This is a genomic window from Agarivorans sp. Z349TD_8, from assembly GCF_050870825.2.
In the GTDB taxonomy this organism is placed as follows: domain Bacteria; phylum Pseudomonadota; class Gammaproteobacteria; order Enterobacterales; family Celerinatantimonadaceae; genus Agarivorans.
The window spans coordinates 3,723,391-3,736,062 of the sequence record NZ_CP194037.2; the positions used below are offsets into that span (position 1 = coordinate 3,723,391).

The 12,672-nt window shown below is 45.5% G+C and carries 11 protein-coding genes; 6 read left to right on the top strand and 5 right to left on the bottom strand.

The features are described from left to right. Positions 1–26: 26 nt before the first annotated feature. Positions 27–1,125 (bottom strand): peptide chain release factor 2 gene (gene prfB / locus ACRRS1_RS16820; RefSeq protein WP_432452048.1). Its coding sequence is split into 2 segments (ribosomal slippage): positions 27–1,049 and positions 1,051–1,125, totalling 1,098 coding nucleotides; the frame shifts between segments, so codons are not numbered across the junction. A gap of 330 nt (positions 1,126–1,455) precedes the next feature. Then, complete coding sequence (locus tag ACRRS1_RS16825; protein WP_432459942.1) at positions 1,456–2,568, bottom strand: adenosylhomocysteinase; 1,113 nt, start codon at positions 2,566–2,568, stop codon at positions 1,456–1,458. A 275-nt stretch (positions 2,569–2,843) separates the two neighbouring features. Here ACRRS1_RS16825 and ACRRS1_RS16830 point away from each other — a divergent pair, with 275 nt between their 5' ends. The 3 genes from ACRRS1_RS16830 (at position 2,844) to ACRRS1_RS16840 (ending at position 4,827) form a co-directional block, all read left to right on the top strand. Beyond that, the gene (locus tag ACRRS1_RS16830) at positions 2,844–3,185 is read left to right on the top strand and encodes a DUF3316 domain-containing protein (protein ID WP_432459943.1); all 342 of its coding nucleotides are present in this window, start codon (positions 2,844–2,846) and stop codon (positions 3,183–3,185) included. Positions 3,186–3,299: 114 nt separating this feature from the next. Then, on the top strand, positions 3,300–4,217 hold the full coding sequence (locus ACRRS1_RS16835; protein ID WP_432452045.1) for a LysR family transcriptional regulator: 918 nt from the start codon (positions 3,300–3,302) through the stop codon (positions 4,215–4,217). A gap of 250 nt (positions 4,218–4,467) precedes the next feature. Beyond that, complete coding sequence (locus tag ACRRS1_RS16840; protein WP_432467337.1) at positions 4,468–4,827, top strand: hypothetical protein; 360 nt, start codon at positions 4,468–4,470, stop codon at positions 4,825–4,827. A gap of 96 nt (positions 4,828–4,923) precedes the next feature. Here ACRRS1_RS16840 and tyrA read toward each other — a convergent pair whose 3' ends face one another. After that, the gene (tyrA, locus tag ACRRS1_RS16845; protein WP_432452043.1) at positions 4,924–6,048 is read right to left on the bottom strand and encodes a bifunctional chorismate mutase/prephenate dehydrogenase; all 1,125 of its coding nucleotides are present in this window, start codon (positions 6,046–6,048) and stop codon (positions 4,924–4,926) included. 14 nt (positions 6,049–6,062) lie between these two features. Continuing rightward, a complete protein-coding gene (locus ACRRS1_RS16850) occupies positions 6,063–7,136 on the bottom strand; it encodes a 3-deoxy-7-phosphoheptulonate synthase (protein WP_432452042.1) in 1,074 nt (357 codons plus the stop codon). Positions 7,137–7,429: 293 nt separating this feature from the next. Between ACRRS1_RS16850 and ACRRS1_RS16855 the strand changes: the two genes are divergently transcribed. Together ACRRS1_RS16855 and btsR are read left to right on the top strand one after the other, a co-directional pair. Continuing rightward, positions 7,430–9,085: a LytS/YhcK type 5TM receptor domain-containing protein gene (locus ACRRS1_RS16855; protein ID WP_432452041.1), complete on the top strand. Its 1,656-nt coding sequence runs from the start codon at positions 7,430–7,432 to the stop codon at positions 9,083–9,085. Then, positions 9,082–9,828 (top strand): two-component system response regulator BtsR, encoded by a 747-nt coding sequence (gene btsR / locus ACRRS1_RS16860; protein WP_432467336.1) that lies wholly within the window; start codon positions 9,082–9,084, stop codon positions 9,826–9,828. Before ACRRS1_RS16855 ends, btsR begins: the two co-directional genes overlap by 4 nt. A gap of 108 nt (positions 9,829–9,936) precedes the next feature. Here btsR and ACRRS1_RS16865 read toward each other — a convergent pair whose 3' ends face one another. Continuing rightward, positions 9,937–10,533, bottom strand: a complete 597-nt coding sequence (locus ACRRS1_RS16865; RefSeq protein ID WP_432452039.1) for a DJ-1/PfpI family protein — start codon at positions 10,531–10,533, stop codon at positions 9,937–9,939. Between the two features lie 465 nt (positions 10,534–10,998). On the opposite strand from ACRRS1_RS16865, the gene ACRRS1_RS16870 reads away from it, so the two are divergent. Beyond that, complete coding sequence (locus tag ACRRS1_RS16870) at positions 10,999–12,483, top strand: carbon starvation CstA family protein (RefSeq protein ID WP_432467335.1); 1,485 nt, start codon at positions 10,999–11,001, stop codon at positions 12,481–12,483. Positions 12,484–12,672 lie beyond the last annotated feature (189 nt).

Sequence of the window (12,672 nt, forward strand, 5' to 3'; positions counted from 1 at the left end):
GTTCCGACATGTGAAAACCTTGCTCGTTACAGCCCTGATTTAAGGCTAGCTTCAATAAATTTATCTAAATCACCATCTAATACTGCTTGAGTATTTCGGTTCTCAATACCAGTACGTAGATCTTTAATACGTGAATCATCTAAGACATAGGAACGAATTTGACTGCCCCAGCCAATATCCGATTTAGTGTCTTCTGCTGCTTGCTTTTCAGCGTTTTGCTTTTGCAGTTCCAGTTCAAACAACTTGGCTTTTAACTGCTTCATCGCTTGATCTTTATTCTTGTGCTGAGAACGGTCATTTTGGCACTGCACCACAGTATTGGTAGGCAAGTGGGTGATCCGTACTGCAGATTCAGTTCGGTTCACGTGCTGACCACCTGCGCCAGAGGCACGATAAACATCAATCCGTAAATCGCCGGGATCAATATCAACTTCGATACTATCGTCGATTTCAGGGTAAATAAATGCCGATGCAAATGAAGTATGGCGGCGACCACCCGAATCGAAAGGCGACTTACGAACCAAACGATGTACCCCAGTTTCAGTCCGTAACCAGCCATAGGCATATTCACCACTCACTTTAATGGTGGCACCTTTAATCCCCGCGACGTCGCCATCAGAGACTTCGACAATTTCAGTTTTAAACTGATGGGCCTCACACCAACGCAAGTACATGCGCAACATCATGTTGGCCCAATCTTGTGCTTCGGTGCCACCGGAGCCGGACTGAATATCGATATAACAATCGCTTTCATCCATTTCACCAGAAAACATTCGGCGAAACTCGAGTTTTTCTAACTGAGTCACCAAGTCCGCCGCTTCTACTTGTGCTTCTTCAAAGGTTTCCTCATCTTCCGCTTCCACCGCTAGTTCAACCAAACCAGCAACGTCTTCAATACCTTGCGTCAGATTATCAATGGTTTTTACCACTAACTCTAAAGCCGAGCGCTCTTTACCTAAAGCTTGGGCGCGAGCGGGATCATTCCAAATTTCAGGTTGCTCTAATTCGCGACTAACTTCTTCTAACTGCTCTGCCTTGGCATCGTAGTCAAAGATACCCCCGGAGTACTTCTGTACGCTCTTTAATATCTGCCAGAGAATTATTCACCGAATTAATTTCAAACATCTTGTAATGACCTACGTCTGAGTACCAAAAACGCGCAATTTTAACCAATTATGCAGGGAATAAACATAGCTGAAATCAGGATCCACTTAAAAAAGTAGTTATTTAAGTGGAACTGGGAATAATGCGCCTTGTGAGCACGATAGCAATCAAAATTTATCCGCTGTTTACACCACAATCAAGGTTGGTTTGCACCGCAGTCTCTCTCGAGGGTGTTGCATACTTCATCAGGAAAAGCATAAAAAGGCGATGCTGAGCCCTTTCAAGCCAAGAGATCGAGTCAACGCTGACGGTTCATCAAAACTGCTCACACGACTGAAACTAAGATGAAACTCATGAGAGTGCCGACTTCCAAGCCTGTTCGGGCAAGAGATGTAAGCTCACGGGTAAATCCTTCCCTTGAAGTAACATGTATTTCAATCCTCCCGCCATAATCGCCAGCGTCACATCAAAGGCATTAATACTATCGCCAAACCCAGCGGTTAAATTAAACATCGCACCATTCGCTAGTACATACACCGATCTACCATCGATATGGTATTGGTGAATATGTGGCATCACTTCGCTGACGGGGTCATCACTTAACTCAGCCATTTTAATTTCACCACTGCCATGGCCCACATTCATAACAAAAGCACCGGATTTGAGTCGACTTAATTGCGAACGCCCAACCACCGCTTTAGCGCCAGTGGCCGTCACCAATACATCGGTACTGGCGAGTACATCGTCAAGCGCTGCGGTTGCCCAGCCATCGTAAGCCGCCATAAGCTGGCGTGCCGGATCTCGTTCGATCACTGTGACCTGACCGCCATAGGCCCGCGCCGCCGCCGCAACGCCCTGCCCGACCAAACCATAACCTAATAAGGTCACTCGTTTTTCATGCAGGGTTAAATGAGTACGCTCACAGAACGCTTGCCAGGCGGTGAGTCCCACCATATGACGATTATGTAAGCCCTCTTTGGCATCCAAATCATCCCAATTCAATACAGGGACCGACAAAGCTAAGGGCCTTAATTTGGCAACACCAGAGCCTGTGCCTTCCATCGCAGCCACCAGACCAGAAGCCTGCTGATGATGATAGAGGGCGGTCAGCTCGCCACCAAATTCACAGATATATTGTGGCTGCCAAGCCACAGCTTTGTCTAAGGAAGCCAACCACGCTTGCTGTGACATCCCCTTCCAAGCTTCGGCCTCTGCGCCTTTACTCACTAAGTAAGCAACCACTTCATCACGCACTGTATTCGGATCACAGGTGGTGATAAAGAGTTGGCAACCCGCATTTAGCAAACCTTCAAATACCGGGACCATCTTAATATCAAGGTGGGTGCAAATGGCGATTTTGACTGGTGGTAGGCTAGAAAATTCATTTAAAACCCGTTCCGTACGAGGCATCTGACCGCAAACCCAGTTGAGCTGCTGCAAAAACTTATCCGATAGTTGAGACATCTATATTCATCCGTTTCATTTAGGTATTGCCATTGTATGATTATCTATTTTTAGAACAAGGGCAGGCCAAAGTTTCATAGTAAGGCAACTGCAAGGTCGCAGACCAATTCAGCTAACTCAAACATGCTTCAATAGTCGCGCTCAATCTTGTTCGAATATTCCGAACAACTTGTCTTGTTTTTCCCGATATCATCTCCACAGCCTTAGTCTTACTATTTATACATGCCTGAACAAACAGTTTCAGGAATATAAATCAAACACTTAAGGATTAAATTATGAAAAAAATTATCGTACTATCAATGTTATTCGCCAGCTTTTTTACGCAAGCTTCAGTTAACAATATACAACACAGCAGTGCCACACTAGAAACTCAAAGCCTTTCCAGCAAAGCAGAAGCTTTTGACCAAGGTTGGCAACTGGTCGCACAACTCAACGACTTAAGCTCAAGAGATTTAAATCAAAAACTAAACTTGAGCCAACAACAATTCAACAGCAAAGTAGAGTTAGGCAAAAGCACCGTAAAAGTAGAAGAATTATCGACTCAACAGGGTACGGTCTCCTATAAAGCCATCGTGACCACTCCGGTTAGCTATCAACAATGGGGAAGCGATCGTTAAGCGAGCACATCATTACAGCTTATATTATGATGGCAGAATCAATCCCAGTAAGAGGATTGACTCTGCCATTTGCCATGCTTACGCAGAAAAGAACAAAAACTTAAAGGATCCGTCGTGAAAAAGCCCCTCTCATTAAGCAGCATTATGATGCTTGATCTTATCGAGCGCTATGGCAGTTTCTCTCTTGCAGCAGAGCAACTGAATCGTTCTGTATCCAGTTTAAGTTATCAAATTCAAAAACTAGAACAAGAACTCGACCTGATGATCTTTGATCGCTCTGGCCATAAAGCAAAGTTTACCGCGGCAGGACAACTCTTGTTAGAACGCGGCCGTCAGTTGTTATTAGCAGCGGATGATTTGGTGTTAGAAGCCAATGCCTTAAACAATGGTTGGGAATCGAAGTTAACCATTGCTTACGATGGCATTATTGGCTGTGAAGCATTGTTCCCATTAGTTGAGTCTCTCGCATCAATTGCCAATACCCAATTAATTCTACGTGAAGAAGTACTCGCAGGCTGTTGGGAAGCGCTTCGCTATGAGCATGCGGATATTCTTATTGCAACACCCTCGTTAAGCGCGCCCGTTGAAACGAAAGTCGCTCAGGTGGGTAAAATAGACATGGTGTGGGTTGCGGCTCCCCAACATCCGATTCACCAGGCCTTCGATCCTTTAACGCCTGAAACCCGCCAAAGCTTTCGCATCATTAGTGTGGCCGATAGTGCTAGAGAACTCCCACCACTGAACCACAACATTTTAGATGGCCAACAGTTTCTTAGCGTTTCAGACTTCCATAGTAAAGTGAAAGCCATTATCCGAGGCTTGGGGATCGGAACTCTGCCTTACTTTATGATAGAGCCCTATCTGCATTCTAAAGAGCTGGTCATGATTGGTCCGAATAAAACCATTGATGTGGTTATGGCTTGGAAAAGAGATCCCATGGGACAGGCCAAATCCTGGTGTATTAATCAACTTAAAAAGTCATTGAGTGCTCAACTAAAACACTGCGAAATAAATACTCACTTGGTTCAATAACCGTTAAGCAAACCATCATATGGAGATTGAATGCACATCCCAGGGTTGATTTTTCACGCGGCTATTGCTGAAACGAGTAACTCAAGATAAGTTAACTTGAACATGGCATAAACCGCATTGTTCACAATGCTTTTATCCCCAGTTCAAGTTCATACAGAGCTATCGCCATTTCCGACAGATAATTTTGCTGGAGTCAGTCACTTTGCTTAAACCACATGGTTCCATGACGTTCTCCGTTCATGGGAAAATTATGGAGATTGAAGGGACCGGACCCTGGAACCTCATTCTCTTGCAACAAGGCGCGATGAAAGCCAAACCGATACATCAACAATTACTCGGTGCGCCTTGGGCGGTACTTGCGACCTTTCATGGCGATACTTTTTATACGGAAGAGGCAGCCAATGTGCTGATCGAATGGTTAAAAGATGATAAACAACGTGGCCGAATTGCCACCGCCTTCGTGCTTTCTGATATAGACATTTGTGATGTGGCAGTTTGGCATTTAAAAAAAACCTACCGAGAAGGCCATGAAACCGTGCAATTCTTCACTCATAGAACAGATGCATTAAAATGGTTGGAGCAAAAAATTGCCAAACCGAAAACCGCTTAAGCCTGTCGCAATCACAAGCAAATTCAGGTTGGGATAAAACCGAATAAAAAGCCAGTCATATAGACTGGCTTCGGATAAAACCTAGATAAATCGAACTTATAAACGGCGACTATCGTTGGCTTGTTGTAGCAGGCTGCGACTTTCTTGCAAGAATTCTTGAGAGTAATCACCAAACCATTGACTAACACGCTCAAAAGACGCGATGAAACCATCTCGATCTTTACGTTCAACCAAATCCACCAGCTGTCCCAGATGTTGATGATAACGTTTAATCATCGAGATACTCTGCTCTGAGGCCATAATAATATCGGCGTAAAGATCTGGTGATTGTGCAAACAAACGTCCCACCATCGCCAATTCTAAACGATAGATAGGCGAGCTTAAGTCCAGCAATAGCGGCAAATCGGCATTTTCTTCAGCCAAATGCTGACCATAGGCAAACGAGGTAAAGTGACGCAACGATTGGATCAAAGTCATCGCTTTATCATGACTTTCGGCAGCCACCGCATGTAAGCGAGCCCCCCAAATTTGCATCTGCTGCAACAACCATTGATAGCTGTCACTTCCACGACCATCGGCATAGACAACCACCTGTTTGGCCAAACTCGGCACATCCGGGCCAAACATTGGATGTAAACCCACCACCGGCCCTCGATGCACCGCGAGCATTTGATTTAAGGGTGCCGCCTTAATACTCGTGATATCCGCTAATACACAATCGGCAGGCAACTCACTTAACTGGGAAATCACTTGCTCAGTCAGATTAATTGGTACCGACACGAGCACTAGGCCAGCGTTAGCAAACAGCGCGGGCGCTTGCTCCCAATCATCTTTACCAATCACATCCACTTGATAACCCGATAAGCGAAACATCTGCACAAACAGGCTACCTAATTGACCTCGACCACCAATGACCACGATCCCGCCCAGCGCTGGTTTCACAGTTTTAAAACCGCTGTCCTTTTCGCTGGTATAAGATTCACGCATGACCCGGCGTAAAACGTCTTCAATTAAGGCTGGAGGAACGCCTTTATTCGCCGCTTCTTCACGGCGCTTGGCCAACATTGCAGCCTCACGATCGGGGGCATAAATGGGTAAACCATGTTGGGTTTTAACTTCACCAACCTTATGCACCAATTGAATTCGTTGCTGCAGTAAATCAAGCAGTTGCTGATCAACCGCATCAATTTGGTCACGCAACAGATTTAGAGCTTGAACCATGTCGTTTCCGTCTTCTAAGATGCCAAACGCTTGGCTAAGCTATCGCCAAGTTCATTAAACATTTTTTCCAATAATGTGGCGGTAGAGTCCCAATCAATACAAGCATCGGTTACTGATACACCGTATTTTAAATCTGATTTAGGTGCTTCACTTGGCTGGTTACCTGCAGCCAAGTTGCTTTCTAACATTAAACCAATAATTGATTTGTTGCCTTCTTCAATTTGATTAATCACATTTTCTGCCACTAAAGGCTGTAGTTCGTGATTCTTACTCGAGTTTGCATGACTACAGTCCACCACTAAGCTCGGACTTAAACCCGCTTTAACCATCGCCTGTTCGGCTAAGGCAACGTTCACAGAATCATAATTTGGCTGTTTACCACCGCGTAAAATCACGTGTCCATCAGGGTTACCCTGGGTTTGCAACAAAGCCACTTGCCCCTGCTGGTTTATCCCCATAAAGCGATGTGAATGTGCCGCCGATTGCATCGCGTTAATCGCTGTTCCAAGATTGCCATCGGTGCCGTTTTTGAAGCCAACAGGCATCGATAAGCCACTCGCCATTTCACGGTGAGTTTGTGACTCCGTGGTACGCGCACCAATTGCAGCCCAAGAGAATAACTCAGATAAATACTGAGGACTAATAGGGTCTAAGGCTTCGGTTGCGACTGGTAAGCCTAACTCCGCTGTCCAGGTCAACAACTCACGGGCGTTATGTAAGCCAGTTTCCACGTCGAAAGTATTATCCATATGTGGGTCATTAATAAATCCTTTCCAGCCCACGGTGGTACGTGGTTTTTCAAAATACACCCGCATCACAATAAACAAACGATCCCGATACTGATCATGTAATTTTTTTAAGCGAGTCGCATATTCTTTTGCTTGGTCTAGATCATGAATAGAACAAGGGCCAGTAATCACCAATAACCGAGGATCGCGGTGATGGCAGATCTCCGCAATGGTTTTACGTGATTCGAGCACAAACTTGAGCGCTTCTGGTGAGGCAGGGAGCTTTGTTCTAAGCTGTTCTGGGGTAATTAAGATTTGTTCTGACGAAATATTAATATCGTTGATCGGATCGTTTTGCATTTGCTCTTATACTCCGGTGGCGTTGCGTCCACACATTCCTTCCCCTTAAGGGGATTAATTATTATGAAAACCCATCACCATACCAGTGCTTACACCATTTGCAAGCAGACAAACATGACTCTGTTGCCACAAGCTTTCACCAAGAATGTGCTTAGTCCTATAGCTTGCTGCAAACAGTATGCTAATATCCTGTAATCTTAGAAAAAAAACATATATCCTTCCGCCAACAACCGAGGCGCTCATCATCAATGATAATCAGCGATTTTTCTCTCCTATTATCGTTAGCTCAACAAATGAGCGTCTTTTTAGTAATCGCCTACTTACTCAGTAAAACACCCGCATTTTTACCGCTTTCGAATCTGTCGCCACGCTTACCCAATGCCTTTACCATTTACTGTTTGTTTTCGGTTTTTTGCATCCTCGGCTCTTACTTCGGTTTAGGTATTGATGACGCAATTGCCAATACTCGAGCAGTTGGAGCCGTACTGGGCGGTTTATTTGGTGGGCCTATTTTAGGTTTACTGGTGGGCTTAACTGGCGGTATCCATCGTTATTCCATGGGTGGATTCACCGACCTAGCTTGCGCCGTATCAACAACCTTCGAAGGCCTGGTTGGCGGACTATTCCATCTATGGATCCGCCGTAGAAGTCACCACAACGAGCATATTTTTTCCCCCAGCATTGCTTTTATTGCCACATTTTTAGCCGAAACGATGCAAATGCTGCTGATCCTAGCCATTGCTAAGCCGTTTGATCAAGCACTAGACTTAGTTGAAAAAATTGCCATTCCAATGGTTTTAGCAAACTCCGTTGGCGCCGCGCTATTTATGATGATGATCCGTGACCGTCGCCACCTATATGATAAATTTAGTAGTCATTCTTCGGCCAAGGCACTGATCATTGCACAACGCATGGTCGGGATATTCCATCACGGTTTTAAACAAGATGATGCGGTGCGTATTGCCAATATTATTCACGAAGAAACGGGCGTATCGGCGGTGGCAATAACCGATACTCAAAAAGTATTAGCTTTCATTGGCTTAGCCTCAGACCATCACCAAGCTGGGCGTCCAATTTCCTCTGAGCAAACTCATCGAGCCATTAGTGAAAATAGAGTGGTATTTGCCGATGGCGTAGAAGAGCCCTACCGCTGCAGTCGTCACGATAAATGTCCATTAGGTTCAGCCTTAGTGGTGCCAATCCGAGGGAGTGACAACGAGGTAATAGGTACCGTAAAACTGTATGAATCCAAACGGCGGCTATTCCTACATATCAACCGAACGCTGGGGGAAGGAATTGCGAAAGTGATTGCCGAACAACTACGTGATAGCCATGTGCAACAGCAACAACAGCTACTCACCGAAGCCGAACTCAAACTAGCACGCGCCCAAATTAATCCACACTTCTTGTTTAATGCATTAAATACCATCAGTGCGGTGGTGAAACGTGATGCTAGCGCCGCGCGCGAATTGATTGCCGATCTAGCGCTATTTTTACGGATCAACCTAAAGCGTAATTCTCAGACCAGTATTGTGAGTGTCGAACTTGAACATGTGAATGCTTACCTGCATATTGAACAGGTTCGCTTTGCCGACCGCTTAGTGGTGGAACAACACATCGCTGATGATTTTCTAAGACTAGAGCTGCCCACATTTACCCTGCAACCCTTAGTCGAGAATGCAATTAAACACGGTACCGCTCACCTCTTAGATAGAGGGAAAATCACCATCTACAGTCGAGTGAAGGCAGGCTTAAAACAATTGGTTATCGAAGATAATGCAGGCTTGTACCAAAAGCAGGAACAGGCCAGCAGTGATGGCTTAGGTATGCACATCGTGGATACCCGCTTACGTAACGCCTTTGGTAGCGCTTACGCTTTACAAGTAGAATGCCAACTGAATCAGTATACACGAGTCATTATTTCGCTGCCCCAGGAGCCAAGCTCATGAGAGCCCTTATTGTTGATGACGAGCCCTTGGCCCGTGAAGAGCTTGCCGAAATGCTGCAAGCTCACCCACAAATCGAACTGCTTGGCCAATTTGGCAATGCCATTGAATGCTTAAAAAATCTTAAAAAACTCAAACCGGAAGTGCTATTTCTGGACATTGAGATGCCTCAAATTAGTGGTCTTGAACTGGCCAACATGCTCGATAACGAGGAGCCGCCAGCAATTGTTTTTGTTACCGCCTACGATCAGTTTGCCGTTGATGCCTTCGAACAAAATGCGGTCGACTACCTGCTCAAGCCAATCGATAGCAAGCGCTTAGCAAAATCGATTGTTCGCTTAACACAACGCTTCAATACACAGGGCAATGATACCCCGCCACTCGCTAAAGAACCTCACGCTTATCAAAAGTTGCTCAAAGATCAGGCGCTACGCCTGATCCCTTGTTATTTCAACCAGCGCGTCAAATTGATCCGTTTAGAAGATGTCGAGTACGCTTCCTGTGACTTAAGTGGTGTGCATGTCGCAACCGCTAAAGGCTTAAATCATACCCAACTCACGCTCAAAGTCCTGGAAGAAAAATCTCCGTTACTACGCTGCCATCGCCAGCACTTGGTGAACCTTGATGCAATTTCAGAACTTAGCTTGGAAGAACATGGTGGCGCCCTGTTAACCACCAAGAGCGGCAATCAACTACCAGTGAGCCGTCGCTATTTTAAAGCCATTAAAGAACACTTCGGCTTATAAGCAATGTAGGGCAATTGAATTAAAATTGCGATGCACAACGCTAATCAGCGAGTTATTTGAACGTTCATACCCAACAACACATAGTTGAATGTGAGTTTTGTCGTTCGACTACAGATACGCACTAACCAGTGACATACAATGTTTCACGGTACTTTCTTTTTCACCAACCGGAGCAACATAATGAATTGCGGATTCAGCTTGGGACAGCCCTGCCAGCTTACATAAAACCCATGTTGCGAGGTACTTCGATGATAAGCAACCACCAGCGGTAGCCAGATTGCCTTGTGCATAAAACGGCTGATCTAAAACAGCCACACCCGACTCAATGACCCAAGGCTTGGTCGTCAAATCGGTACAAGCTGGGACTTTATCTAACAAACCGAGAACCGACATCAGCAATGTTCCCGAACACTGGCCAGCAATTAGCTGACTTTGTGGCTTAAGCTTTAACCTTGATAACAAACCGCTATCTTTCGCAATATCTCGAGTCAGCAGCCCACTACCAAATAACACTGCGTCTGCGGTATTTGCAAACTCTAAAGGCTGCTGAGAACATATACTGACACCATTCATCGACGTGACGGATTCACTAGGGCTGGTGATTTGTACGTTCCAACCAGACTCTTTCATCCGATTCAAAATTCCCGCGACAATGAATGAGTCTAATTCATTAAATCCATCAAAAGTGAGTACTGCAATATTCATATTTTCATTCCTATGTATATAACCCATGAGCAACCTGCCGAGGCAGAATTCCATTTTAATGGAAGTAAAATGTGCAGAGGAGCTTAGATGAACCTAACTAAGTTCATATAGCGTAGCCGTATATTAATCAAGGGGAGTCTTTTATAGAAAAAACACAATTGATCATAAGCGATTGATAATTAGAATCTAATAACGAGCCAATGGCAAGGACATGAATGCGAGAGAATGACGACTTAAACCGCCATCCTAGCCCCATGATTTGATAGAAAACCGTATCGGATAAACTCACTTGAGTGCTCTCAAACGAAGTATCGCGACGACGTCCAAAGAATAACTATTGCCGCCACTCAGAGCTTCTCTCGACCACTCACTCTTATATATGACCACTCACTCAAAGCACGACGGCATCCATCTAATGACTTGCTTACACTAGGCGTAATTACAACTAAGTATTGAGAGGATGACATGCTTTGGTTTTTATTCTGCGTCGCAGCACTGCTCGGCGGTTACTTCATTTATGGCGCTTTCATCGAGAAGGTGTTCGGTGTTAAACAACAACGGAAAACCCCCGCTTATACCAAACAAGACGGCGTTGACTACGTGCCAATGTCGCAGAAGAAAGTGTATTTAATTCAACTGCTCAACATCGCTGGTGTCGGCCCAATCTTCGGTCCGATTATGGGCGCATTGTACGGCCCGGCAGCGATGCTGTGGATCGTCATTGGCTGTATCTTTGCTGGCGCAGTACATGACTATTTCTCAGGGATGTTATCGGTACGCAACGGTGGGGCTTCTGTCCCCGCGTTATCGGGTCGCTACCTCGGATCAACCGCTCGCCATTTCATGAATATCTTTGCCATTGTATTGCTGCTACTGGTGGGCGTAGTGTTTGTTTCCGCCCCCGCTGGCATGTTAACCAATCTGATTAACGACCAAGCGGGCCTTAATCTCGGCCTTGGTACCATGGTTTCGTTAATTTTTATTTACTACATCGTTGCAACCATTGTTCCCATCGACAAAATCATCGGCCGCTTTTATCCCTTATTTGGCGCACTACTGATCTTTATGTCGGTTGGTCTGGTAACTGCCTTAGCGTTCTCCAGCGAACACACGCTGATGAGTGACTACAAAGTATCGCAAATGTTCAGTAACATGAACCCTAGAGATTTACCGCTTTGGCCCGCACTATTTATTACCATCGCCTGTGGCGCAATTTCAGGTTTTCATGCCACTCAATCTCCGCTGATGGCGCGTTGTGTTGAAAATGAAACCAATGGCCGCTTTGTGTTTTATGGTGCCATGATTGGTGAAGGGGTGATTGCCTTGATTTGGTGTGCCATTGCTCTGTCTTTCTTCGACTCAGTTGACGCGCTACAAGCCGCAGTATCTAGCGGTGGTCCAGGTAAGGTGGTATATGATGCATCATTTGGCTTATTAGGCGTGTTTGGTGGGATCTTAGCCTTCCTTGGCGTGGTGATCTTGCCGATTACTTCAGGCGACACAGCATTCCGTTCCAGCCGTCTGATTCTGGCCGAATATTTCAACTTATCACAAAAACCAATTAGAAATCGTCTGTTGATCGCCCTTCCGATTTTCGTGATTGGTGGCATTCTCACCCAAGTCGACTTCGGGATTATTTGGCGCTACTTCGGTTTCGCTAACCAAACCACCGCAGTGATGATGTTATGGACCGCCAGTGCTTACTTACTGCGCCATAACAAATTCCATTGGGTAAGCACTGTTCCCGCAATGTTTATGACCACCGTGGTTCTCACGTTCATCTTAAACTCAAGCACGCTAGGCTTTGGTTTACCGATGACCATCTCAACCATTGCTGGTTGTGTGACCACGCTGGTGATTACCGGTTTACTGATTGCTCGTATGAAAGGCATTGGTGAAAGTGACATCGACGAGGATGAGACCTCAATCGGCTCAGGAGAAAAAGCTTAAAGTTTAAGTATTAAAGCTAGGTGCAGAGCCACATGAAAGGCTCTGCACTTAGGCATCAACCATTCAACTACAGCAAGCCATGCTCACTCGTTTCCCTATCAAGCTTTGCCCATGCCGCGAACCAATAACGGTTTAGATAGGACCCCATCGATCAACGAAACAACATCGACCCAGCGAATCGCTGAGCCA